The 24,354-nt window shown below is 71.0% G+C and carries 27 protein-coding genes and 1 pseudogene; 20 read left to right on the top strand and 8 right to left on the bottom strand.

The window, feature by feature from the left end:
* Positions 1-53: 53 nt before the first annotated feature.
* The 6 genes from ACY0PA_RS20555 (at position 54) to ygfZ (ending at position 5,148) form a co-directional block, all read left to right on the top strand.
* Positions 54-800 carry a hypothetical protein gene (locus tag ACY0PA_RS20555; protein WP_473085987.1) on the top strand — a complete coding sequence of 249 codons (747 nt, stop codon included), beginning with the start codon at positions 54-56 and terminating at the stop codon, positions 798-800.
* Complete coding sequence (locus ACY0PA_RS20550) at positions 797-1,648, top strand: hypothetical protein (protein ID WP_473085986.1); 852 nt, start codon at positions 797-799, stop codon at positions 1,646-1,648. Before ACY0PA_RS20555 ends, ACY0PA_RS20550 begins: the two co-directional genes overlap by 4 nt.
* On the top strand, positions 1,645-2,763 hold the full coding sequence (locus ACY0PA_RS20545) for a hypothetical protein (RefSeq protein WP_473085985.1): 1,119 nt from the start codon (positions 1,645-1,647) through the stop codon (positions 2,761-2,763). Before ACY0PA_RS20550 ends, ACY0PA_RS20545 begins: the two co-directional genes overlap by 4 nt.
* A 258-nt stretch (positions 2,764-3,021) precedes the next feature.
* Complete coding sequence (locus ACY0PA_RS20540) at positions 3,022-3,594, top strand: heme-binding beta-barrel domain-containing protein (protein ID WP_266671960.1); 573 nt, start codon at positions 3,022-3,024, stop codon at positions 3,592-3,594.
* 77 nt (positions 3,595-3,671) lie between these two features.
* Entirely contained in the window at positions 3,672-4,148 is a 477-nt protein-coding gene (locus ACY0PA_RS20535; protein ID WP_473085984.1) for a Fur family transcriptional regulator, read from the top strand.
* Positions 4,149-4,182: 34 nt separating this feature from the next.
* A complete protein-coding gene (ygfZ, locus tag ACY0PA_RS20530; RefSeq protein ID WP_473085983.1) occupies positions 4,183-5,148 on the top strand; it encodes a CAF17-like 4Fe-4S cluster assembly/insertion protein YgfZ in 966 nt (321 codons plus the stop codon).
* 18 nt (positions 5,149-5,166) lie between these two features.
* Here ygfZ and dtd read toward each other — a convergent pair whose 3' ends face one another.
* The gene (gene dtd, locus ACY0PA_RS20525) at positions 5,167-5,592 is read right to left on the bottom strand and encodes a D-aminoacyl-tRNA deacylase (protein WP_326775119.1); all 426 of its coding nucleotides are present in this window, start codon (positions 5,590-5,592) and stop codon (positions 5,167-5,169) included.
* Positions 5,593-5,733: 141 nt separating this feature from the next.
* Here dtd and ACY0PA_RS20520 point away from each other — a divergent pair, with 141 nt between their 5' ends.
* The 3 genes from ACY0PA_RS20520 (at position 5,734) to ACY0PA_RS20510 (ending at position 8,727) form a co-directional block, all read left to right on the top strand.
* A complete protein-coding gene (locus tag ACY0PA_RS20520) occupies positions 5,734-6,354 on the top strand; it encodes an RsiG family protein (RefSeq protein WP_473085982.1) in 621 nt (206 codons plus the stop codon).
* Positions 6,355-6,438: 84 nt separating this feature from the next.
* Positions 6,439-7,398, top strand: a complete 960-nt coding sequence (locus ACY0PA_RS20515; RefSeq protein ID WP_473085981.1) for an asparaginase — start codon at positions 6,439-6,441, stop codon at positions 7,396-7,398.
* A gap of 75 nt (positions 7,399-7,473) precedes the next feature.
* Positions 7,474-8,727, top strand: coding sequence for a GNAT family N-acetyltransferase (locus ACY0PA_RS20510; RefSeq protein ID WP_473085980.1), 1,254 nt, complete (start codon positions 7,474-7,476; stop codon positions 8,725-8,727).
* A 120-nt stretch (positions 8,728-8,847) separates the two neighbouring features.
* Here ACY0PA_RS20510 and ACY0PA_RS20505 read toward each other — a convergent pair whose 3' ends face one another.
* On the bottom strand, positions 8,848-9,033 hold the full coding sequence (locus tag ACY0PA_RS20505; protein WP_100595631.1) for a hypothetical protein: 186 nt from the start codon (positions 9,031-9,033) through the stop codon (positions 8,848-8,850).
* Between the two features lie 175 nt (positions 9,034-9,208).
* On the opposite strand from ACY0PA_RS20505, the gene ACY0PA_RS20500 reads away from it, so the two are divergent.
* Complete coding sequence (locus tag ACY0PA_RS20500) at positions 9,209-10,117, top strand: winged helix-turn-helix domain-containing protein (RefSeq protein ID WP_473085979.1); 909 nt, start codon at positions 9,209-9,211, stop codon at positions 10,115-10,117.
* A gap of 21 nt (positions 10,118-10,138) precedes the next feature.
* On the opposite strand, the gene ACY0PA_RS20495 is transcribed toward ACY0PA_RS20500, so the two are convergent.
* Positions 10,139-10,327 carry a hypothetical protein gene (locus ACY0PA_RS20495; RefSeq protein ID WP_473085978.1) on the bottom strand — a complete coding sequence of 63 codons (189 nt, stop codon included), beginning with the start codon at positions 10,325-10,327 and terminating at the stop codon, positions 10,139-10,141.
* A gap of 126 nt (positions 10,328-10,453) precedes the next feature.
* Here ACY0PA_RS20495 and ACY0PA_RS20490 point away from each other — a divergent pair, with 126 nt between their 5' ends.
* From ACY0PA_RS20490 to ACY0PA_RS20470, 5 genes are all read left to right on the top strand, one after another.
* Positions 10,454-11,338, top strand: a complete 885-nt coding sequence (locus ACY0PA_RS20490; protein ID WP_473085977.1) for a GntR family transcriptional regulator — start codon at positions 10,454-10,456, stop codon at positions 11,336-11,338.
* On the top strand, positions 11,287-12,078 hold the full coding sequence (locus ACY0PA_RS20485; RefSeq protein WP_473085976.1) for an HAD family hydrolase: 792 nt from the start codon (positions 11,287-11,289) through the stop codon (positions 12,076-12,078). Before ACY0PA_RS20490 ends, ACY0PA_RS20485 begins: the two co-directional genes overlap by 52 nt.
* Before the next feature lie 180 nt (positions 12,079-12,258).
* Positions 12,259-13,335: a phosphotransferase gene (locus ACY0PA_RS20480; protein WP_473085975.1), complete on the top strand. Its 1,077-nt coding sequence runs from the start codon at positions 12,259-12,261 to the stop codon at positions 13,333-13,335.
* Positions 13,336-13,505: 170 nt separating this feature from the next.
* Positions 13,506-14,144, top strand: coding sequence for a TetR family transcriptional regulator (locus ACY0PA_RS20475; protein ID WP_473085974.1), 639 nt, complete (start codon positions 13,506-13,508; stop codon positions 14,142-14,144).
* Positions 14,145-14,179: 35 nt separating this feature from the next.
* The gene (locus ACY0PA_RS20470) at positions 14,180-16,285 is read left to right on the top strand and encodes a HelD family protein (RefSeq protein ID WP_473085973.1); all 2,106 of its coding nucleotides are present in this window, start codon (positions 14,180-14,182) and stop codon (positions 16,283-16,285) included.
* 68 nt (positions 16,286-16,353) lie between these two features.
* Here ACY0PA_RS20470 and ACY0PA_RS20465 read toward each other — a convergent pair.
* Both ACY0PA_RS20465 and ACY0PA_RS20460 read right to left on the bottom strand, forming a co-directional pair.
* Positions 16,354-16,623: pseudogene (locus ACY0PA_RS20465) on the bottom strand (MFS transporter); the annotation flags it as partial.
* 31 nt (positions 16,624-16,654) lie between these two features.
* Positions 16,655-17,437, bottom strand: coding sequence for an SDR family oxidoreductase (locus tag ACY0PA_RS20460; protein ID WP_473085972.1), 783 nt, complete (start codon positions 17,435-17,437; stop codon positions 16,655-16,657).
* A gap of 104 nt (positions 17,438-17,541) precedes the next feature.
* Between ACY0PA_RS20460 and ACY0PA_RS20455 the strand changes: the two genes are divergently transcribed.
* The 5 genes from ACY0PA_RS20455 to ACY0PA_RS20435 all read left to right on the top strand — a co-directional run bounded on the left by ACY0PA_RS20455 (position 17,542) and on the right by ACY0PA_RS20435 (position 20,592).
* Positions 17,542-18,492, top strand: a complete 951-nt coding sequence (locus ACY0PA_RS20455) for a sigma-70 family RNA polymerase sigma factor (RefSeq protein ID WP_473085971.1) — start codon at positions 17,542-17,544, stop codon at positions 18,490-18,492.
* Between the two features lie 54 nt (positions 18,493-18,546).
* Entirely contained in the window at positions 18,547-18,996 is a 450-nt protein-coding gene (locus ACY0PA_RS20450) for a helix-turn-helix transcriptional regulator (protein ID WP_473085970.1), read from the top strand.
* A 108-nt stretch (positions 18,997-19,104) separates the two neighbouring features.
* Positions 19,105-19,533 (top strand): helix-turn-helix domain-containing protein, encoded by a 429-nt coding sequence (locus ACY0PA_RS20445; RefSeq protein ID WP_473085969.1) that lies wholly within the window; start codon positions 19,105-19,107, stop codon positions 19,531-19,533.
* A 28-nt stretch (positions 19,534-19,561) separates the two neighbouring features.
* A complete protein-coding gene (locus ACY0PA_RS20440) occupies positions 19,562-20,122 on the top strand; it encodes a hypothetical protein (protein WP_473085968.1) in 561 nt (186 codons plus the stop codon).
* Positions 20,123-20,250: 128 nt separating this feature from the next.
* Positions 20,251-20,592 carry a DUF2516 family protein gene (locus ACY0PA_RS20435; protein WP_473085967.1) on the top strand — a complete coding sequence of 114 codons (342 nt, stop codon included), beginning with the start codon at positions 20,251-20,253 and terminating at the stop codon, positions 20,590-20,592.
* 55 nt (positions 20,593-20,647) lie between these two features.
* On the opposite strand, the gene ACY0PA_RS20430 is transcribed toward ACY0PA_RS20435, so the two are convergent.
* The 3 genes from ACY0PA_RS20430 to ACY0PA_RS20420 form a co-directional block, all read right to left on the bottom strand.
* Entirely contained in the window at positions 20,648-21,988 is a 1,341-nt protein-coding gene (locus ACY0PA_RS20430) for a PP2C family protein-serine/threonine phosphatase (protein WP_473085966.1), read from the bottom strand.
* A 274-nt stretch (positions 21,989-22,262) separates the two neighbouring features.
* Positions 22,263-23,324, bottom strand: coding sequence for a C40 family peptidase (locus ACY0PA_RS20425; protein ID WP_473085965.1), 1,062 nt, complete (start codon positions 23,322-23,324; stop codon positions 22,263-22,265).
* A 222-nt stretch (positions 23,325-23,546) separates the two neighbouring features.
* Positions 23,547-24,341 carry a class I SAM-dependent methyltransferase gene (locus ACY0PA_RS20420; protein WP_473085964.1) on the bottom strand — a complete coding sequence of 265 codons (795 nt, stop codon included), beginning with the start codon at positions 24,339-24,341 and terminating at the stop codon, positions 23,547-23,549.
* Positions 24,342-24,354: the final 13 nt, after the last annotated feature.

Here is a 24,354-nt window from a genome sequence, read left to right as displayed (position 1 = left end):
CTCCTGTGCGCGCGGATACGGAATCCGCGCTTCGAGTTCCGTGGGGGGACCCGTTGGATGACGAACGAATACCGCAGGGGGCGCCGGACCTGTCCGTGCCCGCGGTGCCGGAGAGACCGCGGCGCCGCGGCCGCACCACCCTGCTGATCGCCTGCGCCGCCCTGCTCGGGGCCGTCGCGGGCGTGTGCACCGGCTACGTCGTACAGGCGGACCGGGAGCCGACGGCGCTGCCGCCGCTGTCCCTGGCGGTGGTCGGGCAGGCGAAGGGCGAGGGGCCCGAGGTGGCGCCCCGGGCCCAGGACGGCGATCTGCGCAAGCTCCTCGCGCCCAGGCCCGCCGGGACGCAGAATTCGGACGCGCGGCAGGGCTGGCTGAACCAGTACGACTTCGCGAACGGCTACGTCGATCCGCGCTGGATGTTCGGGCAGCTCGCCGAAGGCGGCTTCCGCCGGGCCACGGTCGAGGCCTGGCGGCGCGGTCAGTCCACGACCGAGATCCAGCTCAGCCAGTTCCGCGACGACACCGAGTCCGGCTCGCGCAAGTTCCTGGACGGCCAGCAGAGCTACATGAGTGACAGCGACTGGGCGGGCAACGAGGGGGTGCCGCTCACCGGCAGCGGCAACGGGCGCGTCTACGTCTACGACAAGCCGCACACCGAGGCCGGCTACCTCCCGATGTACCAGGCCAGGGCGCTCGCCGCCCGTGGCGACATCGTCATGGACATCCGGCTGTACGACACCAGGCCGATCCCCGAGAAGACCGTGATGTCTCTCGCGAAGCGCCAGTTGGAGCGACTGTGAGCGACCTGGACACACAGCTGCCCGAACCCGGGCACACCCCCGGGCCCGCCCCGGATCCCGCCCCCGCCGCCCCGGTTCCCGCTCCCGTCGCGGGGAGTGCGGCCCGCCGCTGGCCCGCCGTGGCCGTGGCCTGCGCCGTCGTGCTCGCCGTCGGGTCCGGCACCGGTCTCACCGTCATGAAGGTCGACGCCGCCGACCGCTCGGCGCCCACCACGGTGTGGGCGAAGCCGAAGGAGCAGAAGCAGGCGAAGCCCGGCCGGGCCAAGGCCCAGGGGCTCAGCGCCCGGCTGCTCCCGGTCCCCAAGGCGTACCGGCCGGGCCCGGACATCGACGAGTACGGCAACGACAAGACCCTCACCGGCAGCGAAGCCACCGCCCGCCTCAAGAAGGGCGCGCGCAACCTGCCGTCCCGCCAGCGCGAGGCGCAGGACAAGGCCATCGACAAGCTGAAGGTCAGGGGCATGGCCATGCGCAGCTACCAGCTGAGCGGCTCCATAGGATTCGGGATGGACGACAACCAGAAGTCCCTCGTCGTCGAAATGCAGCTCGCCCAGATGCAGAACCGCAGAGCCGGGCGTCAGCTCAAGGAGTTCCGCAGCGAGTTTCTGCGCTCGGTCGGCGTGTTCCCCAAGGGGCCGAAGGTCAAGGGTCATCGCAACGCCGACTGTTTCCTCGCCCCCAAGGACCGCAAGGACAAGCTCGAAATGGTCCTTTGCAGCGCGTACGAGGACGACGTCCTGGTCACCGCCACCGGTTACGGCCCCAAGCCGCTCAACACCACCGAGGTCGCCGGCCTGCTCGCCCAGCAGCTAGACCGTCTGACGTCGCAGGGAGGGCAGCTCGTATGAGCGAGACACTGCAGCCGGCCGAGGAGCCGCAGCGGGCTGGGATGCCGGCGCAGGCCGGGTTGCCGCAGTTGGCCGAGGAGCCGCAGCAGGCCGGGTCGCCGCAGCCGGCCGAGGAGCCGCAGCAGACCGGGATGCTGCCGCGGGCCGAGTCGCCGCAGCCGGCCGAGGGCCCGCAGCAGGCTGGGATGCAGGCGCAGGCCGGGTTGCCGCAGTCGGCCGAGGAGCCGCAGCGGGCTGGGATGCTGGGGCAGGCCGAGTTGCCGCAGCCGGCCGAGGGCCCGCAGCAGCAGGACGCCGTTGCCGCCGGTTCCCCGCAGCAGCCGGGTCCCGTCCCCGCCGAGGCTGCCCCGCCCGCCCCCAGGGACCGGCGCGTCCTGCGCGCCGTCCTGCGCTGGACCGCCGCCGTCGCCGTCTTCGGCGTGATCGGCGCGGCCACCGCGTACGGCGTCACGGAGCAGAGGCGCACCGACCTGCCGGGCCTGGCCACCGAGAGTGACGGCCGGTGGACCTATCCGGCGATCGAGAAGCCCCCGCTGCCGGACGGCTCCCCGGCCCCCTTCGCCGACGGCAACGACAGCGAGACCCACTACGCCGATCTGCGCAAGCTGGTGCTGCCCCTGCCGCGGGGCGCCACGCCGGACGCGGCGCTGGCCGGGAAGGACGGGTGGCTGCCCACGTCCGTGTACCTCGACGCGTACGAGAAGGACGCGCGCCAGGACCTGGGGCAGCAGCTCAAGGACGACGGGCTGCGGCAGATCGCGGCCCGCGGCTGGACCACGCCCGACGGAACGCACACACGGATCTACGCGCTGCGCTTCACCTCGGCGGCCTTCACACGGATCGTCCACGCCGACCTGACGGACAGCGTGGCCTCCCCGGCGGACGCGCCGTACGCCGACGAGGAGTACGGCGGCTGGGCGGAGGAGGCCAACGTCCAGTACACGAAGCGGAACGTCTTCACGGAGGCGAAGCCGTACGGGAGGACGGCCGTGCGATACGCCTACATCGAGGCCGGTGACGTCATCGCCCTGGTGATCCAGTCCGGGAAGGCGGCCCTGCCGCCCCGGATCACCTTCCAGCAGACCGTCGCCCTGCAGAGCCAGCTCCTGGGCTGAGAGCCCGAGGGCACAGGCTCGGTGCGGCCCGCGCCCCGCTTGGGTGACCTCATCGAGAGAGCCGGGCCCCACCCGTCTAAAGTGGGGCCCGGCTCTGTACCGACCACCGCTCACCGAGGAGCACCCCGTGCTTGAGGCCTTCTTCTCCGCTCTGCTCGTCCTGGTCTGCGTCGGCGTTCTCGCGTTCGCCGGGCTGACCGTGAAGAAGCTGTACCAGGGCCAGCGCTGACCCCCACCAGAGAGACGCTTTCGCAGACCATGATCGAGATCCCGTCCGACCTGCACCCCGACCTCGTCCCCCTGGTGTTCCTCCTCGGCAACTGGGCGGGCGCGGGTGTCACCGACTTCCCCGGCGCCGAGAAGGCGAACTTCGGGCAGGAGGCCTCCTTCACCCACGACGGGCGGGACTTCCTCGAGTACCACTCGCACACCTGGATCCTCGACTCCGAGGGCAACAAGGTGAAGCCCCTGGAGTCCGAGTCCGGGTACTGGCGGATCGACAAGGACCGCAAGGTCGAGGTCGTCATGGTCCGCGACGACGGCGTCGTCGAGGTCTGGTACGGCGAGCTCGCCGACAAGAAGCCGCAGATCGACCTGGTCACGGACGCCGTCGCGCGCACCGCGGCCGCGGGCCCGTACACGGGTGGCAAGCGGCTCTACGGCTATGTGAAGAGCGACCTGATGTGGGTCGGCGAGAAGCAGACCCCCGAGGTCGAGCTGCGCCCCTACATGTCGGCCCAGCTGAAGAAGGTCGTCTCCCCGGACGACGTGGCCGAGATGGCCCGCAACCTGCCGGACCTGCCCGACGACGGCATCGCCTTCTTCAAGTAGTCCCGTCGGGCAGTCCCGTTCCCGTTCTTCGAGCAGTCCAGAAGTCGTCCCCGGCAAGTAGACCTACACTCGGCCATGTGGTGAGCACCGACTGGAAGAGCGACCTGCGGCAGCGCGGCTACCGGCTGACGCCTCAGCGTCAGCTGGTCCTCGAGGCCGTCGACACCCTCGAGCACGCGACCCCCGACGACATCCTCTGCGAAGTGCGCAAGACGGCGTCGGGGATCAACATCTCGACCGTCTACCGCACCCTCGAGCTGCTCGAGGAGCTGGACCTCGTCAGCCATGCCCACCTCGGGCACGGCGCGCCGACGTACCACCTCGCGGACCGGCACCACCACCTGCACCTGGTGTGCCGGGACTGTACGAACGTGATCGAGGCCGACGTCAAGGTCGCCGCCGAGTTCACGGCGAAGCTGCGCGACACCTTCGGGTTCGACACCGATCTCAAGCACTTCGCGATCTTCGGCCGCTGCGCCGACTGCTCCGAGCGGGACGGCCAGGACGCCAAGGAGCAGAAGGGCCCGAAGGAATCCGCCGCCCCTCAGGAATAAGCGCGTCCGTGTGCTCGTCGTAGTGTCTGTGAACATGAAGAGCCCCCTCCTGTCCCTGCCCGGCGCCGTTCCCGCCGAGGGCGTGGACGAAGGCGTCGCCGCGCACTACGGCGACCTGTTCCGCGAGCAGCGCACCCTCGCCGACGGCAACGGCCTCGTCGACCTCTCCCACCGCGGCGTCATCACCGTCACCGGCGACGACCGGCTCGCGTGGCTGCACCTGCTCCTCACGCAGCACGTCAGCGACCTCCCGGCCGGCCAGGCCACCGAGGCGCTCGTTCTCTCCGCGCACGGCCACATCGAGCACGCCCTGTACATCGTCGACGACGGCACCACCACGTGGGCGCACGTCGAGCCCGGCTCCCAGGAGGCGCTGATCGCCTACCTGGAGTCGATGAAGTTCTTCTACCGGGTCGAAGTCGCCGACCGCACCGAGGAGTTCGCCCTCGTCCAGCTGCCGGCCGGTTCGATCGCGCAGGTCCCGGACGGCGTCGCGGTGCGCGAGACGGCGTACGGCCGCGACGTGTTCCTGCCGCGCGCCGACCTGGAGGCGTACGCGGAGCAGAACGGGCCCGCGATCGGTCTCCTCGCCCACGAGGCGCTCCGCGTGGAGAACCACCGGCCGCGCCTCGGTTTCGAGACCGACCACCGCACCATCCCGCACGAGCTCGGCTGGATCGGCACCGCCGTCCACCTCCAGAAGGGCTGCTACCGCGGCCAGGAGACCGTCGCCCGCGTGCAGAACCTCGGGAAGCCCCCGCGCCGCCTCGTCTTCCTGCACCTGGACGGCAGCGATGTGCACCTGCCCCCGCACGGCGCCCCGGTCCGCCTCGCGTCCGACGGCCCCGAGGGCCGCAAGCTGGGCTTCGTGACGACGTCCGTACGCCACCACGAACTCGGTCCGATCGCGCTCGCCCTGGTGAAGCGGAACGTGCCGGTGGACGCGGACCTCATCGTGGACACGACCGCGGCCGCGCAGGAAGTCGTCGTCGAGCCCTGACACGCCTCAGGGGTCGGGCTACATCTCCAGAAGCACCGTGAACGGGCCGTCGTTCGTCAGGGACACCCGCATCTGCGCCCCGAACCGGCCCGTCGCCACGGTCGCCCCAAGGGCTCGCAGCTGCGCCACGACCTCGTCGACCAGCGGCTCGGCCACCGGTCCGGGCGCCGCCGCGTTCCAGGTGGGGCGGCGGCCCTTACGGGCATCCCCGTAGAGCGTGAACTGGCTGATCACCAGGAGCGGGGCGTCGATGTCGCTGCACGACTTCTCGTCGGCGAGCATCCGTACGGACCAGAGTTTGCGGGCCAGTTGGGCCGCCTTCTCCTTGGTGTCCTCGTGGGTGACCCCCACGAGGACGCACAGCCCCTCGCCCTTGATCTCGCCCACGACTTCGTCTTCCACGACGACGCTCGCGCCGTCCACTCTCTGCACCACTGCACGCATACGAACCATCATGCCGTGCGCCCGAACCGCCCATCCGGGGCGGATTAGGGGCACTCGTGCACAGAGCGGCCACTCGGAGTGGCACGATTGCTCCCACGCGGTGCACCGCGTCGGTCCGGTCGAGGGGACGGTAGGGACGCAATGAGCCACACATCGAGCATCGGGCAGCCTCCAGGGGCCCCCGTTTCGTTGACGCACGCCAGTCGCATCACCGGTACGAACCGCCTCAGCACGGCGCGCCCTCCGAAGCAGCGGGTCGCCGGCCCCGACCTTCCGGAGCCACCCGGGCACGACCTGTCCGCGCTCCGGCTTCCCGAGCTGCGCACACTGCGCCGCGACGCCCAGCAGGACGAGGCCGACCTGAGCTACGTACGACGGCTGCTCCAGGGCCGTATCGACATCCTGCGGGCCGAGACCGCCCGCCGCAGGGACCCCGAGGCGCCGGTCGTGGACCGGCTCTCGGAGATCCTCACCGACAAGGCCGCCGGGCCCCGCTCCTCCGCCCGCCATGTAACCCTCGGCACACCCCGCAGCGAGGAGTACCGGGGCCTGGCCGCCGAGATGCTCGCCGAGGTCGAGCTGTCGGACCTGGACGCCCGGACGGACGACGAGCTGCACACGGCGATGGGCCGCCTCGTGCGCTACGAGCAGCAGGTCTCGCGCCGCCGTCAGCTGCTCCAGTCGACGGCCGACGATTGCAGCGCCGAGATCGCCCGCAGGTACCGTGAAGGCGAAGCACAAGTAGACGACCTGCTCGCGTGACGCGGCCGCACCGGTGACCCCGGTGGCCCGCTGCGGGGCGGGTCTGTCCATGGCCCGCCATGGACCCGCCCCGGAAGGCCACCGATGTCCCCCTCCTCCGCCGCCATACCCCCGGTCCTCGCCGAGGTCGTCCGTTCCGGCTTCGTCGAGGGCCATCACCGAGGCAGCCTGGTCGTGCTCGCCGCGGACGGGATCGTGGAGCTCGCCCTGGGGGACGTGACCGCTCCCGTCTTCCCTCGCTCGTCGAACAAGCCGATGCAGGCGGCGGGCGTGCTGCGCGCGGGCCTCGACCTGTCGGGCGAGCGGCTCGCGCTCGCCGCCGCGAGCCACTCCGGTGAGACCTTCCACCGCGATCTCGTCCGGAAGATGCTGTCCGAGCACGAGCTGACCCCGGCCGCGCTCCAGTGCCCGCCCGACCTGCCGCTCGACCCGGTCGAGACCGAGACGTACCTGGCGGCGGGCGCCGTACGGGACCGGGTCACGATGAACTGCTCCGGCAAGCACACGGCGATGCTGGCCGCCTGCGACCTGAACGGCTGGCCCAAGGACTCCTACCTGGACCCCGGCCACCCGCTCCAGAAGCTCATCCACGAGGTCGTGGAGGAGGCCGCGGGCGAGCCCGTCGCCGCGGTCGGTACGGACGGCTGCGGGGCGCCCCTGATGGCCATCAGCCTCACCGGCCTCGCCCGCGCCTTCCGGCACTTCGTGCTCGCCCCCGAGGGCTCGGCGGAGCGCCGGGTCGCCGACGCGATGCGCGCGCACCCCGAGTACGTCGCCGGTACGCGCCGCCCCGACACGTGGCTGATGCGCGAGGTGCCGGGCGCCCTGTCGAAGATGGGCGCCGAGGCGGTCCAGGCCCTGGCGCTCCCGGACGGACGGGCGCTCGCCTTCAAGATCGACGACGGCGCGACGCGCGCGCTCGGCCCGGTCCTGGCCCGCGCGCTGCGGATGCTGGGCGTGGACGGCGAGGTCGTGGCCCGCATCGGCTCGGCGCCGCTGCACGGCGGCGGGGGCGTCGTGGGGGAGATCCGCGCGGTCTTCTAGGCCCTGTCGCCACCGGGGGCGGGGCGCGCGGTAATCGGGTGGCACCGCCCCGCGACCCCCGCCTAGCGTGACGGGATGACCCGCGACGACATCGACGTACGGACCATCACAGATGACGAGTTTGCCGACTGGTCCCGCGCGCTGAACACCGGCTTCCTGCGCAGTACCCCCGACTCGCGGGAAACCCTCGAAAAGCGCAGAGAGCAGTCCCGCGGCTCCCGGGTCCTGGGCGCGTTCGACGGCGGTCGCTGCGTCGCCACCTTCCGCTCGTTCCCGCAGGAGCTCACCGTGCCGGGCGGCGCCGCCGTCCCCGCCGACGCGATCTCGAACGTCACGGTCAGCGCCACCCACCGCCGGCGCGGCCTGCTGAGCCGGATGATGGCGGCCGACCTGGCCGACGCGAAGACCCGCGGCGACATCGTCGCGACGCTCATCGCCGCCGAGTACCCGATCTACGGCCGGTTCGGCTTCGGGCCCGCCACGTCGCTCACCGAGTGGGCGGTGGACGTGGCGCGCGCCGGTCTCGACCCGCGCCGGCCGGTGCCGGACGACGGGGGCCGTATCGATCTCCTCGACGGCGAGGACGTCCGCAAGACGGGCCCGGAGCTGCACGAGCGGCTGCGCGCGAGCCGGCCCGGCGCCGTGGACCGCGACGGGTTCTGGTGGCGCCGCAACACCGGACTCCTCGAAACCCCCGAAGAGCCCTGGAAGGAGCCCTTCTACGCGGTCTACCGCGCGCCGAACGGCGAGGCCGAGGGCCTGGTCGTCTATACCGTCGATGACAACTGGGGCGACACCAAGCAGCCGCACAACACGGCGACCGTGCGCGACCTGATCGCCGTCACCCCAGCCGCCGAGCGTGCCCTGTGGCACTACGTCTGCTCGGTCGACTGGATCGCGACCGTCCGCACGGGCTACCGGCCCCCGGACGACCTGCTGCCGCACCTGCTGCCCGACCCGCGCGCGGCCCGCGTCGTCACGCACGCGGACTGGCTGTGGGTGCGGATCCTGGATGTCGTCAGGGCACTTGAGGCGCGTACGTACGCGGGGACCGGATCGCTGGTCCTCGAGGTCGGCGACGCGGCCGGCCTCTCCGGGGGCCGCTACCGGCTGGACGCGGAGCCCGGGGGTGCGGTGTGCGCACCGACCTCGGAGGAACCCGAACTCACGCTGGACGTGAGCGAGTTGGGGACGCTGTGGCTGGGCGACGAGTCCGCGGTGCGGCTCGCCGCGCTCGGCCGCGTCAGGGAGGAGAGGGTGGGCGCCGCCGCCGTTGCCGACACCCTGCTGCGTACGTCCAGGCGCCCGTGGTGCCCGGACATCTTCTGAGGCGCGTGTGCTGAGACGCGTCTTGTGAGGTGCATTCACTGAGGTGTGCTGCGGTGCTCCGGCGCGCTGTGACGCCGTGGCGTGACCGGGCTCCCGGCTCCCCTCCGGAAGGGAGCCCGGTCAGCCGCTCTGGGCCAGCAGCATCACGAGGATCACGGCCCCGATGCCGCTGATGAGGTTGTTCTTGGCCTTGAGGCCGATGGAGAGCGCGACGAACGCGATGATGCCCATCGGCCCGTACTTCCACTGGATCAGCTGCTCGAACCCGATGGCGAGGGCTGCTACGGCGATGGCGATGAACGGCATGTCTGGTCCCCCTTCAGTTCGGGAGCGATGACCAACCGGGCCAACCCTTGAGGATGTCCGACCATGTGGCTCAAGTTGGCAACCAACTCCACTGAACTTATCTCCGCTCAACGCCGACTCATAACCACCTTTCCCTCAACTCCCCAAAGATGGCGGGAAGTTGTAGGGTTCGTCCGTGGGTTCGGAACCTGCCGCGGTCAATGGCCACCAGGAGCCGCCGGCGTCGTATCGCCAGGTGGCCGACGAACTGCGCGCCCGGATCAGGGCGGGCCGGCTGCGGCCGGGTGAACGTCTGCCGACCCAGGCCCGCCTCGCCGACGAGTTCGGCGTGGAGCGCGCCGCCGTGCGCCAGGCCCTGCGCGTCCTGCGTTCAGAACACCTGCTCGCCGATGTGTCCAAGGGGGCCCCGGCCACCGTCGCGCGGCACACGGGCCCCGACTTCACCGGCCCGGGAGCGCCGCCCCAGCCCACGATGGCGGGGCTCGGCCCACGGGTCACCGGCGCGTTCGGCGCCCGGCACGTCCAGATCGACGCCCTCTGTCTGACTGCGGTCTCGCTGACGCTCGCGATGGGCGAGCCGCTCCGTCAGATCCACGCCGGCCGTTCGAATCCGGCCAAGGTCGACGTCCGCGTCCTGCTGCCGAGCCGCGACATCGACCTCGCGTTCCCGACGCGGGTGGGCACGGCGGACGCCCGGCTCCAAAGGAACTGGCTGGCGCAGCGCAACGCGCAGGGGCAGGTCTTGCGCCACAACCTCCTCGCCCTGCGCTCCACGCACGGGATCGACGTCCACGTCACGTTCAGGGCACTGCCGTTCACGCCACCGATCAAGCTCTATCTGCTCAACGGCGGCGAGGCGCTGTTCGCGTACTACACACTGACGAGGCGGGACGAGCAGATCGACCAGGAGCACCTGGAGACGTACGGGGTGCAGGGCACGCGGTCGATGCTCTTCCCGTTCGAACAGGGGCAGGGGCAGGGAAAGGGACAGGGGCTGCGGGAGACGACGTTCGTCGAGCAGTCTCATCTGTGGTTCGACAGCCTCTGGAACACGATCAGTTCGGACCTGACGCTCACGCCGTGAGGGCGCGGGGACCCGCCTGTGTCAGAGCGCGGGTCCGGCGAGCATCAGAGCCAGGAGTACGGCGCCGACGGAGCTGCAGGTGGGGCTCTTCTCCTTGACGCCGATCGTGAGGAGCAGCAGGCCGGTGATCCCGACGGGACCGTAGCGCCACTGGACCAGCTGCTCGAAAGTGATCACGAATACGGCGGAGAAAAAGGTGAGGACGGGCATGGTGGTTCCTCCTTAGGCCATCTTGCTCCAAGTTGGTAACCAACTACGATGAAGTTGTCCCCACTTGGTCAAGGTGGATAAACAACTCCTCAACAACTCCCGCCAAATGATGGTTAGTTGTAGCGTTTGGTTGTGACCCAGGAGAGCGTTGCAGTGAACGGCAGCAGAAGGACCTCACCGCAGGAGATCGCCGACGTCCTGCGGGAGCGCATCAAGGCGGGTGAGCTGCGCGCGGGCGAGCGGCTGCCGACGCAGGCGGAGCTGGCCGAGGAGTTCGGCGTGGAGCGCGGCGCCGTACGGCAGGCCCTGCGCTCCCTCCAGGAGGACGGTCTGCTCAGCAACGTGAGCAAGGGCAGCCCGCCGAGGATCGCCGAGCAGGCCCCGGCCCGCGACGAACCGCAGCGCACGATGGTCGGCCTGGCGCCGCGCCTGTCCGAGGCGTTCGCGTCGCCGCAGGTGCGGATCGACGCCGTCTGCCTCACCGCGGAGACCCTGATGCTGGCGCTCGGCGAGCCGCTGCGCTTCATCCACGAGGGCCGTATGCGCCCCGACTCGGTCGACGTGCGCATCCTGCTGCCTGGCAGGGACATCAATCTCGCCTTCCCCGTATCGGTCGAGGACGCCGGAGCCGGGGAGAGTGACGTCGTGCACCAGCGCTGGCTCGACCAGCGCAACGCGCAGGGCCAGGTCCTGCGCCACAATCTGCGCTCGCTGCGGTCCTCGCACGGTATCGACGTACGGGTCACGTTCCGCGCGCTGCCCTTCACTCCGCCGATCAAGCTCTACCTGCTCAACGGGAATGAGGCGCTCCTCTCGTACTACCTGGTCACGCGGCGCGAGGAGGAGATCGAGAGCGGCACGCTCGACATGTACGACACGCTCGGCACGGAGTCGCTGCTGTTCTCGTTCGAGAAGCGGGCCGGGCAGCGGGACACGGCGTTCGTGGAGGAATCGCAGAAGTGGTTCGACGCCCTCTGGGAAACCATCACCACGGACCTGACACTCTCCTAGTGACTTCTGATGCAACGAAGCAGACTGTTCCGGTGGCTGAAGCGACGGAATCACTGCGTGAACTGATCACAAGGGCGCGTTTCGTGCTCTTCGACTTCGACGGGCCGATCTGCCGGCTCTTCGCGGGGCACTCGGCGGAGCGGGTGGCCGTCGAACAGGTGCGGTGGCTCGAGGAGCGCGGGCTGCACGGTCTGCTCACCGAGGAGGAGCGCGCGGAACCGGACCCACACGCCGTCCTGCGCGCCGTCGACCGCCGGCGCCCCGGCAGCGACCTGGTCGTCGAGCTGGAAGAGCGACTCACCCAGCAGGAGCTCACGGCGGTGGCCTCGGCGTGGCCCACGCAGTACGCCGACCCGCTGATCAGGACATGGTTTGCGATGGGCGCCCACCTGGCCGTCACGACGAACAACTCCCCGGCGGTGGCGTCCCGCTACCTGGCCACGCGCGGCCTCGCCGGCTGCTTCGCCCCGCACATCTACGGCCGAACCCAGGACCTCCACCTTCTGAAGCCCCACCCGCACTGCATACAACGCGCCCTCGGCGCCCTGGGCGCGCCTCCCGAAACGTCCCTGATGATCGGTGACACCCCGTCGGACTTCGAAGCGGCGACCGCGGCCGGCATCGCGTTCCTCGGTTACGCAGGTATTGAACGCAAGGCGAAGGTGCTGAGGGAGGCGGGAGCGGAGGTGGTGGTGCCGTCCTTGGAACCGCTGCTGGGAGTGCTGCGGGAGCGGGGCTGACGCGTTCGGGCTCTCGCCCTCGGAGTCCTGCCGGATCCTCATTCGGCCGGTCTGCCACGCACGGCTCACCCGGACGGTGCGAGCGGCACGTGAGTGGGTTCTGGGATGCTGCCGCCTGGCGGAGTACCGTACTCCTCCTCTTCAATAACGCTGGTGCTACTCCTGGCGAAAGAATGGGCGATGGCGACCGACCCGACCACGACAGCCTGGCAACGGGCTGTCGCATTGAGTGGTGGCGAACAGTCAATCGAAGGTCCGCTCAAGGGTCACCACCATGAAACATATGTCCTCCCTTTTCTGTGTACGGGTGACCTGTCCCGGACCGGTCGGTGGAAGTGCCGGGAGCCTCGCAGCGGCCTCTTCTGGTTCGACCGCCGGTGCTTCGAATCGGAGGAAGCCCTGCTCGGCGCACTGGCAGGGCGCGTCTCACGCATTCCCGAGGTCGTCGAGGTCGAAGGTGCCAGGCTGCAGCAGTTCATCGAGGGCAGCACGCTCGGGTCCCTCGAGAAAAGGGGGGAGCCCGCGCCCCCGGACCTGAGCGGACAGCTGGGCGCCCTGTTTCGCGAAATGGCCGAGGTGCGACCCGATTCGCTCTCCATTGCCAGAAAGTGCACAAAAGAGGACCAGGCGCCGGAGGGGGACTCCGCTGAATTCCTGGAGCGGCTGATCAGGTTCACCGAAAAACAGGTATACGAAAAGAACCTGGAGAGGTTCGGCGGACTCTTCGGTCACCTGGGTCTGGACGGTGAAGCCTTCACGCGCCTGCGGAAGCATGTTCTGGGGCTGGTGGAGCGGCCCTTCTGTCTTCTGCACGCGGATCTCCACCGCGAGAACCTGATCGTGGACCCGTCGTCGCGGCTGTGGGCGATCGACTGGGAACTGGCTATGTTCGGTGATCCCCTGTACGACCTCGCAACACATCTGTATCTCATGCGGTACCCGCAGGCGCAGGCATCCGGCGTCATCACCTCTTGGCGCAGAAGTGTCGAGGACGTCAGGAAGGGAAGTTCCCAGGGCTGGGAGAAGGACCTTCCGCTCCTGATCGACTTCAAGAGGGCGCAGTCGGTGTACACGGACGTGATCAGGTCCGCGACGAAGCTCAGCGCCGCGCCGGCCCGCGACGGATCGCTGCTCTGGCTCACGGCCGTCAAACTGCGGGGCATCGTGTCCGCGGCGGCTGTCCCCTTGGGTCTGGAGTCCGTCCCCTCCGTCGCCCGGATCGCCGGAGGGCTGGCTCGCTGGCTCACCGGCCGCTGAGGCTGTCCGGTCGCTGCGGGAGGGCGCGGACGGTGCGGAGGGCGTTGTGATGTGGACCAAGCATTTCAACGACCTGTGGACGCTCGTTTCCGTTCCCGCCCTGGCGGCAGCAGTGACCGTGACGCCGGCGCGGTGAGGCGGGCTCGCCGGCTCTGCGTACCCTTCGCCCTATGAGTGGCGACACCGGTGGGATGGGCCTCCGTGAGCGGAAGAAGCGGCGGATGTATCAGGCGATCTCCGAGGCGGCCATCGGGCTGTTTCTGGAGAAGGGGTTCGACAAGGTGTCCGTCGCCGAGGTCGCGGCCGCCGTCGAGATCTCCAAGCCGACCCTCTTCCGGTACTTCCCCACCAAGGAGGACCTGGTCCTCCATCGGTTCGCCGATCACGAGGACGAGGCCGCGCGCGTCGTCGCCGGGCGGGGCGAGGGCGTGACCCCGCTCGCCGCGCTGCGGGCGCACTTTCTCGACGGGCTCGAGCGGCGCGACCCGGTGACCGGGCTGAACGACCACCCCGCGGTGCTCGCCTTTCACCGACTGCTCTACGGCACCCCGTCGCTGGTCGCGCGGGCCTACGGATATCAGGAGCGGTCGGAGAAGATTCTGGCGGGCGCGCTCGGAGAGGGAGTCGGGGCGGCGCTCGGAGCCGGGCAGATCCTTGCCGTGCAGCGGGTTCTCGCCATGGAAAACTGGCGGCGGATCGCCGCGGGGGAGAGCGCCGACGAGGTGTGGCCGGACGCCGTAGACGCTGCCGAGCTGGGGTTTCGGCAGTTGGAGGGCGGGCTCGGGGCGCTCAGCAATTGTGAGGGCTAGTAAAAAATGTTACCCGGTTACGTTATTCTCGTTCGGTGACCGATTCCGCCGATCTCCGTGCCCTCGTCCAGGAACGCCACCACCACGACCTCTGCCGCGCCGCCCTCGCCGCGATGATCGAAGGCGCCGACGAACAGGTGATCGTCGGCGAGAACGCCTCCGCCTCCGGGGCCGACGCCGAAGTGCTCGGGTACCAGCTGCGCAGCAAGGCCAAGGAACTGCACGAACTGCCCGAGGTCCCGCTCTTCTTCGGGCGCCTCGACTTCGCGGACGGTGACGGCGACCAAGCCGGGCAGAGCTACCACGTAGGACGGCGCCGCGTCAGTGAGCACCCGGCGGCCCCGCCCCTCGTGGTCGACTGGCGCGCCCCCGTCTCGCGCGCCTTCTACCAGGCCGGACCCCAGGAACCGCAAGGCGTCGCGGTCCGGCGCCGCTTCGGATGGGCCCCCGCAAGCAAGGGCGACTCCGCCGATCTGACCGGCCTGGAGGACGAGTGGCTCACGGTGGAGGGCGAGGCCGGGGAAGGGTCCGGTGCCGCTCCCGCTTCCGGCTCAGGTGAGGGCAGCCGTATCGTCGTCCGCGAGATCGAGCGCCCCCGCGTCGGCCCCATGCGCGACATCGCCGCCACCATCCAGCCCGACCAGGACGACCTCGTCCGCGCCGACCTCGGCACCTCCGTCTGTGTGCAGGGCGCCCCCGGCACCGGCAAGACCGCGGTCGGCCTGCACCGGGCCGCGTACCTCCTCTACACCCACCCCCAGCGCGTCCAGCGCGGCGGACTCCTCATCCTCGGCCCCAACCGCACCTTCCTCACCTACATCTCCGAGGTGCTGCCCGCGCTCGGCGAGAGCGGCGTGCGGCAGTCCACCATCGAGGAGATCCTCGTCGAGGAGAGCAGCACGGCGGTGGCCAGGGCGCGGACGTACGAGGACGCCGAAGACGCGGCCGCCGTGAAGCACGACGCTCGCATGGCCGATGTCCTGCGCCGCGCCCTCTACTCCCGCGTACGGCCGGAGGCCGCCGCCGACGCCCTCGCCATTGCGGACGGTTCGTACCGCTGGCGGGTGCCGGCCGGCGTGCTCGGGCGGATCGTGGCGGGCGTACGCGAGGAGGAGCCCCCGTACGTGATCGGGCGGGAGCGCGTCCGCAGCCGGGCCGTGCGGCACCTTCAGGAGCAGGCCGAACGCAGGTCGGGGCCGGTGAACAACCTCTGGCTGCAGAAGGTCGGCAGGGCGCGGCCGATGAGCGCGTACGTCGACGCGGTGTGGCCCAGGGTGCGGCCGGAGGAGGTCGTCGCCGGGCTCCTCGGCGACGCGGACGCTCTCGCCGCCGCGGCGGAGGGGATCCTGGACGCCGACGAGCAGCGGTCGATCCTGTGGGCGAAGCCCCCGCGCTCCTTCCGTTCGGCCTCCTGGTCGGCGGCCGATCTCGTACTCCTCGACGAGGTCGCCGGGCTCCTCGAACACCCCGCCGGATACGGGCACATCGTCATCGACGAGGCGCAAGACCTCTCCCCGATGCAGGCCCGGTCGATTGCCCGCCGCGCCGCGTACGGCTCGCTCACCGTCCTCGGCGACCTCGCGCAGGGCACCACCCCGTGGGCGGCCCGCACCTGGGGCGAGCTGCTCGGTCACCTGGGCAAGCCCGACGCCCTGGTCGCGCCCCTGACGACGGGGTTCCGCGTCCCCGGCGCGGTCGTCGCCCTCACCAACCGCCTCCTCGGACTCCTCGACGTGGACGTGCCGCCCGCCCGTTCCCTGCGCCAGGACGGCGAGGTGAGGATGCGTCAGACGGACGACGTCGTCGCGGAGGCCGTCGACGCCGTGCGCGAGGCGCTGGCGCACGAGGGGTCGGTGGGCGTCGTCGCGGCCGATGAGGAGACGGTGCAGCTGTTGCGAACCGTCTTGGCCGACAAGGGTATTGAGGTGAGCGGTCCGGATGATCCGCGGGCTCGCGTGACCGTCCTCGGGGCCTTTGTCGCCAAGGGCCTCGAGTACGACCATGTCGTCGCCGTGGAGCCGGCCGCCGTCGCCGGGGCCGAGCGCCGCGGCCTGCACCGGCTGTACGTCGTCCTGACCCGCGCCGTGTCCCGCCTCGACATCGTGCACAGCCGGCCACTGCCGTTCAGCACGGCGGCCTGAGCGGCCAGGCCCTAGGGGACCGGGAGCCGTCAGCCGCGGGGTGTTGCGGTGGTGGCGGGTGGGGCTGATCAGGCCGTCGCGCGGGGCCTGCGCAGCACCACGTAAGCGATCAGGAACGTGGCGACGAGCAGACCCGTACCGACCGTGAAGGGCAGGCGGTAGCCGCTGGCGAGGGCCTCGGCGCGGGTGGCGCCGTACGCGGTGAGCGAGCGGGTGCGGGACGCGGCGAGCGTGGAGAGCACGGCGACGCCGACGGCCATGCCGGTCTGCTGGGTGGTGTTGAAGAGGCCGGAGGCGAGCCCGGCGTCGGCCTCGCTCGCCCCGGACATGCCGAGCGAGGCTCTGTTGCGGATCATCTGCAGCCGTCGGTTACCGGCCCGCCGTCACCTCGACCCGTTCGGCAACGAACGCCTCCCACGTCCGCTCGCCCCTCGCCGCACCCTCGCGCGCCAGGTTCTCCCCGGCCCGGTATGCGCGGCCCGCCTTCCCCGGGATGCGGACCGGCAGCTTCGGCCGGCGCTTGCCCCTGGTCCGGAGGTAGCCGGCGCTCAGTTCGGCCATCCCGTACACCGTGGGGCCGGCCAGGTCCGGAACCAGGCCGGCCGGCTCGCCGAGTGCCAGCTCGACCAGGCGGGCCGCCACGTCACGCGAGTCGACCGGCTCGAAGCGCAGGCCGCCCGGGACCGGCAGCACGGGCAGCTTCGTCATCTTCTCGACCACGCCCAGGACGAGGTCGTTGAACTGGGCGGCCCGCAGCGTCGTGAACGGTATGCCGGACCCGGCGACGGCCCGCTCGGCGGCCAGCTTGTTCCTGAGCCAGGCCACCGGGACCGTGTCCGCGCCGGTCACCGAGATGTACACGAGGTGCTTGACCCCGGCCTGCCGCGCCGCCTCCACCAGGTTCCGGGTCGCCACGTCGTCGCCCTTGGGGCCGCCCGCGAGGTGGAGGACGATCTCGGTCCCGGCGAGCGCCGCCCGGAGCCCCGGGTCTTCTTCGTCGAGCAGGTCGGCACTCACGTACTCGACGCCGTCGGCGGCCTCACGGGCGTGCCGGCTGAGGACGCGGACCGTGCGGCCGGCCTCGCGCAGCAGGGGGACGACGTGCCCGCCCAGCGTGCCCGTGCCGCCGGTGACCAGGATCGGTGCAGTCATGGCTACTCCTGTGGGTTGCGCGGACCGGGACTTCGCGCCCCGCCCGGGTCAGTAGGTTTTCGACGTCTGCTTCTATGACCCGCGCCGAATGAGGAATGTGACCGATGGACGAGAACGCATCGCTGACCGAGCGTTTCGAGAAGGACCGGACCCGGCTGTGCGCGGTGGCCTACCGGATGCTCGGCTCGGCGACCGAGGCGGACGACGCCGTCCAGGAGACCTGGCTGCGCCTCAGCCGCACGGCGAACGCGAACTCCCCGGAGGGGGAGCGTGGGGACCGGGACGCGCCGGGCGGCATCGAGAACCTCACCGGCTGGCTGACGACGGTCGTGTCGCGCGTGTGCCTCAACATGCTGCGTGCACGCGAGAACCGCCGCGAGGACCCCCTCGACGCGTATGTCCCCGACCCGGACGCCGCTCCGGAGGACGGCCGCGACCCCGAGAAGGAGGCGATACTCGCCGATTCGGTCGGCGTCACCCTCCTCGTCGTGCTCGACACCCTGACCCCGGCCGAGCGGCTCGCCTTCGTGCTGCACGACATGTTCGCCGTTCCGTTCGACGAGATCGGCCCGCTGATCGAGCGGACCCCGGCCGCGACCAGGCAGCTCGCGAGCCGCGCCCGCCGCCGGGTCAGGGGCGGAGCCCCGGCGCCCGGCGGCGATCTGCCGCGCAGGCGCCAGGTCGTCGAGGCGTTCCTGGCCGCGACGCGCGGCGGCAACTTCGATGCGCTGGTCGCCCTGCTCCATCCGGACGTGGTGCTCCACGCGGACCGTACGGTCGTCCCGACCCCCGAGCCCGTCGTGGTCCGCGGCGCCGCAACGGTGGCCCGGGGCGCGATGGCCGCGACGGGCCGCGCCCTGTTCACGGGACCCGCGCTGATCGACGGCTCGGCCGGCCTCGTGATGGCGCCCGGCGGCGGCCTGTTCCTGGTGCTCGTCTTCGCGGTCGCCGACGGCCTGATCACGGGCATCGACGTCATCGCGGAACCGGAGCGCCTGCGTCGCCTGGACATCACGGTCCTCGACGGCGACCCGAGCGATGCATACGCGGAGTAGGACGGTACGGCGAGTGGCCGTACGGGGAACCGGGCCCCGCCGTACGCTGGCAGCGTGACGCTCGATGACCTCGTACGGCTGCGCCGGGCCCGGGACATGATGGACCGGGACTACGCGCAGCCCCTCGACGTCCCGGCCCTGGCGCGCGCCGCGCACATGTCGCCCGGCCACTTCTCCCGCAGCTTCCGTGCCGCCTTCGGCGAAACCCCGTACAGCTATCTGATGACCCGCCGTGTCGAGCGGGCCAAGGCGCTGCTGCGGCGGGGCGATCTGAGTGTGACGGAGGTCTGCTTCGAGGTCGGCTGTACGTCGCTGGGCTCGTTCAGCTCGCGCTTCACCGAGCTGGTCGGCGAGACCCCGAGCGCGTACCGGGCCCGCGGTCACGAGCCCGGCGCGGTCATACCCGCGTGCGTCGCCAAGATCCTCACCCGGCCGGTCAGAAACGGCCCCGTGGGCAGCGCGCGGGTTCTCGACGGAGAATCGGAAGCGGGCCCTCGCGCGTAGGGCCCTTCGTCCGGGGCAGGCGGGGATCGCGCCGCCTGCCGGGTGGCGTGGCGCACTATTGCAAGCAGCCGCTTGCAATAGTTAGCACCGGCGAGGCACTATCGGAACATGGCATCGCTCAACGTCGGCAATCTCGGTGAGTACCTGCGCGAGCAGCGCCGCAGTGCGCAGCTCTCGCTCAGGCAGCTCGCCGATGCCGCCGGGGTGTCCAATCCGTATCTGAGCCAGATCGAGCGCGGTCTTCGCAAGCCGAGCGCGGAGGTTCTCCAGCAGGTAGCCAAGGCCCTGCGGATCTCCGCGGAGACGCTGTACGTGCGGGCCGGGATCCTCGATGCGGAGCGGGACCGGGAAGAGGTGGAGACGCGCGCCGTCATCCTCGCCGATTCCTCGCTCAACGAACGCCAGAAACAAGTGCTGTTGCAGATTTACGAGTCCTTCAGGAAAGAGAACGGGACCGAGGCACAGCACAACAGTCAGGAACACCCCGCCGACGGCCCCCGCACGGCCGGGGACAGCGGTGCCGAACCCTCAAGCTGAAGCCGATGTGATCCGGGAGGACCACGCCATGGCCATCACCGACGACCTGCGCAAGACCCTCAGCAACCCGACCCCCCTGTACTTCGCCGCCGGCACGGCCGAGCTCGCCTACCAGCAGGCGAAGAAGGTGCCCGGCATCGTGGAGCAGCTGCGTGCCGAGGCCCCGGCCCGGTTCGAGGCCGTGCGCAACACCGATCCGAAGGACGTATCGGAGAAGGCGGCCGGCCGCGCCAAGGAGGCCCAGGCGGTCATCCAGGCCAAGGTCAACGAGGTGCTCGGCACCCTCGACACCGACCTGAAGAAGATCGGCGAGACCGCTCAGGACCTCGCGCTGCGCGGTGTCGGCGTCGCCGCCGAGTACGCCGTCAAGGCCCGCGAGACGTACGAGAAGGTCGCCGAGCACGGCGAGGAGACCGTGCGGGCCTGGCGCGGTGAGGCGGCCGACGACATTCTCGAGGTCGCCGAGGCCGTCGAGCCGGAAGCGAAGCCCCAGCCGGCCGACGCGTCCGCCACGAAGCCGGTGGCGGCGAAGAAGGCCCCGGCCAAGAAGACGACGACCGTGAAGAAGACCACGCCCTCCGCGAAGTAGCGGCACGGCGGGGCAAGGAAAGCGGTACGGAACGTACCGAGGGACGGGCCGGGCACTTACCGAGTGTCCGGCCCGTTCACCGGGTACGGTGACCGCGTAGGACTGATCTGACTCGGGTGGTGGGCGTTGTGCTGATGTCGGCTTTCGGCGGCTTGATGTGGCTGCTCTACACCGCCATGCTCGTGCTCGCGGTGATTGCCCTGGTGATGGCCGCGTTCTCGCGCGAGGACGCGTTCCGCGCGGCGGACAAGCAGAACAAGATGTTCTGGCTGATCATCCTCGGTATCGCGGTCGCGGTGAATCTCCTGATCCCGATGCTGTTCCTCCAGCTCGCGGGGCTCGTCGCGACGATCGTCTTCTTCGTGGACGTGCGGCCCGCGCTCCAGCAGGTGTCGGGCGGCGGCCGGGGCCGCCGTGGCGGCGGCTCCAGCAGCGACGGCCCGTACGGGCCGTACAACGGCGGCCGCTGAGCCCTCCGGCTCCCGGGGCGCGGTCAGCGCCCCGGTTCAGGGGCTGGGGCCTGTCTTAGTTCCCCCGGTCCAGGAGGACGACGGCCACGTCGTCCGTGAGGTCGCCGCCGTTGAGGTCGCGGGCCTCGTTCACCGTCGCGTCGATGAGTTCCTCGCCGCGCAGTCCCTCCGCCAGCCTGCGGCGCACCATGTCCACCATGCCGTCCTGGCCGAGGCGCTGCTTGCCGTCGCCGACCCGCCCCTCGATCAGGCCGTCCGTGTAGAGCATCAGGCTCCACGTCGGGCCGAGCTCCACCTGGCGGCGCGGCCAGCGGGCGCGCGGCAGCAGCCCGAGCGCCGGGCCGTTGTCCTCGTACGGGAGCAGCTCGGCGGTCGGGGTCCCGGGGACGCGGACGGAGCCGGGGATCCGCCGGGAGTACGTCGGACGGGAGATCAGCGGCGACGGGTGCCCGGCCAGGCACAGGCCCGCGCGGCGGCCGTCGGGGGAGATGTCGACCGTGCACAGCGTCGCGAAGATCTCGTCGTCCGCCCGCTCGTGTTCGAGGACCTGCTGGAGCGTCGAGAGCAGTTCGTCGCCGCACAGGCCGGCGAACGTCAATGCCCGCCAGGCGATGCGCAGCTCGACACCGAGCGCCGCCTCGTCGGGGCCGTGCCCGCAGACGTCGCCGATCATGGCGTGCACCGTGCCGTCGGGAGTACGGACGGCGTCGTAGAAGTCGCCGCCGAGCAGCGCGCGGGAGCGGCCGGGGCGGTAGCGGGCCGCGAAGCGCAGCGGTGAGCCGTCCAGGAGCGGCGTCGGGAGCAGGCCGCGCTCCAGGCGGGCGTTCTCCTGGGCGCGCAGCCGGGACTCGGCGAGCTTGCGCTGGGCGACGTCGGCGCGCATGCGCTCGACGGCGTAGCGGACGGCGCGGCCCAGCAGGCGGCCGTCCAGCTCGTCGCGGAACAGATAGTCCTGGGCGCCGACGCGCACGGCCTCGGCGCCGCGCTCCGCGTCGCCGGACGCGGTGAGGGCGAGGACGGCGTGCCGCGGCGCGAGGCGCAGGACGTGCCGGAGTGTCTCCAGCTCGTCGGCGTCCGTGGCCGCGCCGGGCGCGGGCAGGGCGAGGTCGAGCAGGATGCAGTGGACGTCGTCGGTGAGGAGCCGCTCGGCCTCGGTGAGGTTGCGGGCGGTACGGACGCGGATCGGCTTGCCCGCCGAGTCGGTCAGTTCGGGCACGCCGAGGGAGGCGGTGGGGTCGTCCTCGATGACGAGGAGCGTCAGAGGGCCACCTCCGCCGCTCTGGGCGCCGGAGGCCGTGGGCTGCCGGGGCAGCGTGACGGGCGGCGTCGGCACAGTCGGAGCCTGACCACCTTCCACGGCCGGGATCGCTCTCTGCCGCGGTACGGGTACGGGCATCGCTCGGTTCCTTCCCTCCCCCCGAGGGCGTGGTGGAGCGAAGGATCGTCGCACCACCGACGGTGGACCTTAGCGGTAGGCGGCCCGGCAACGGAATGGTGAGAGGCAAACCGCCACTGTCATATGCCGTATCAGCTAACGCAATTGGGCACGCCAGAGGGCCCATCGGCCCTTTCGGGGATGACGAAGGTCACGTCGTTTCACTGCAACCGGATGCCTCGGAGTGCGGTGGGTCACGTGGCCCAGCTCACGGCAGACGGCCCCGCGCGGACCTTTACGCGTCGGGGCGGACGACCCCGAGAATCGCCATCGAGCCCGCGCCCGCGACCGTGACGTTCCGCCCGGGCCGGGGGGCGTGCACGATCGCGCCGTCCCCTATGTACATCCCGACGTGGCTGGCGTCGTCGTGGTAAATGATCAGGTCGCCGGGACGCATGTCCTTGATGTCGATGTGCTTGAGCTGCTTCCACTGCTCCTGCGAGGTCCGCGGGATCGGCCGCCCGGCCGCCGACCAGGCCTGCGAGGTCAGGCCCGAGCAGTCGTACGAGCCGGGCCCCTCGGCGCCCCACACGTACGGCTTGCCGAGCTGGCCGGTGGCGAAGGCGACCGCCTTCTTGCCCCGCGCCGACGCGCTGCCCTTGATGTCCTTGAGGACCCCCGAGCTGAGCCAGGCCGTCTGCTGCTTGTACTCGGCCTGCTGCTCCAGCTGCTTCAGGCGCTCCCGCTCCTTCTTCTCGAGCTGCGACTCGAGCTTCTCGGCCTCCGCGATCCTGCTCTTGATCTTCTTCTGCGCCCGGGCCTTCTCCATGCGGTTGGCCTCGAGCTTCTTCCAGTTACGCGTGGCGTCCTGGGCGTACGTCTGCAGGTCGTCCTGCGTCCGGGTCAGCTCGCCCATGAGTCCCTTGGTGGCGTGCTGCCCCTGCCGCATCCGGTCCGCGCCGTCCAGGAACCGCGAGGGGTTGTCCGAGAGCATCAGCTGCGCCTCCGGCGGCATCCCGCCGTTGCGGTACTGCTGGCGGGCCGCGGCGCCCGCGCGGGACTTCAGACGGTCCAGCTTCTTCTGGCCGGCGACGATGTCCTTGGCCAGCCGGACGATCTGTCCCGACTGCTTGTGGGCCTTCTCCTCGGCCGCGTTGTACGCCTCCGTGGCGACGGCCGCGTCGTGGTAGAGCCCGTCGAGCTTGGCGCGGACCGCCTCGAGGTCCGGGCCTCTGTCTGCCGTTGACGGGGGCGCGGGCCGCGCGGGACTCGCGTACGCGGCGCCCGGCGCCGTCAGTACGGCCATCGCGCTGACCAGTGCCACGGCCGCCATGACTGTCGTGCTCCGCTTGCTCATCGCGCTCCGCCCCCAAGCAGTGAAGACTCACCAGAACTGATTTACCGTCAGTAACTTACGGATGCCCTGGGGATGGTGCCATGGCGGCGCCGAATGTGACAGACCCGGGCAACAACTCCCCATCCGCTCCCGGTCCGACCCCTCAGCCCCGTACGCCTCTTCCCGCATCGTCTGACGTACGGCCCTGCGAGATCGTTCCCTCCGGCTCCGGGAGGTTCGTCGTCAGCCCCGCGGGGCCAACGCCCCCCAGGCGACTGTCACTTCCCCCTGCCGCCACCGCACGGGCCGGTCGAGCACCGGCCAGTCCGCGCTCAGTGACCGTGCCGTCCGGATCCAGCGCTGCCGCGCCCCGTACGAGGCGTAGGGGGCGGCCGCCGCCCAGGCGCGGTCGAAGTCGCGCAGGAACGCGTGGACCGGCTCGCCCGGCACATTGCGGTGGATCAGCGCCTTGGGGAGACGCTCGGCGAGGTCGGAGGGGCGGTCGAGGGAGCCGAGGCGCGTCGCGAAGGTGACCGTGCGCGGGCCCTCGGGCCCGAGCGCCACCCACACGTGGCGGCGGCCGATCTCGTCGCAGGTCCCCTCGACCAGGAGCCCGCCGGGCGCGAGCCGCGCGGTCAGCCGCCGCCAGACCTCGGCGACCTGGTCCTCGTCGTACTGGCGCAGCACGTTCGCGGCCCTGATCAGGAGCGGGTCGTGGGGGAGGGGCACCTCGAAGCCGCCGTGCCGGAAGGTGAGGTCGTCCCGTTCGTAGGGGAGGGCGGCGGCGACCCGCGCGGGCTCGATCTCGATGCCCACCACGCGCGCGCGTGGCGCCACGGTGCGCAGCCGTTGGAGCAGTTCGACCGCGGTCCAGGGCGCGGCGCCGTAGCCGAGGTCGACGGCGGCGGGGTGGTCGGCGCGGCGCAGGGCGGCGCCGTGCGTGGCCGCGATCCAGCGGTCCATGCGGCGCAGGCGATTGGGGTTGGTGGTCCCGCGTGTGACCGTTCCCACGGGGCGGGACGGGGGGCGCGGGTTCATGGCTACGAGGGTA

It is taken from the genome of Streptomyces sp. DS1-CR2 (assembly GCF_055760475.1).
This window is presented reverse-complemented; position numbering and strand designations above follow the sequence as displayed.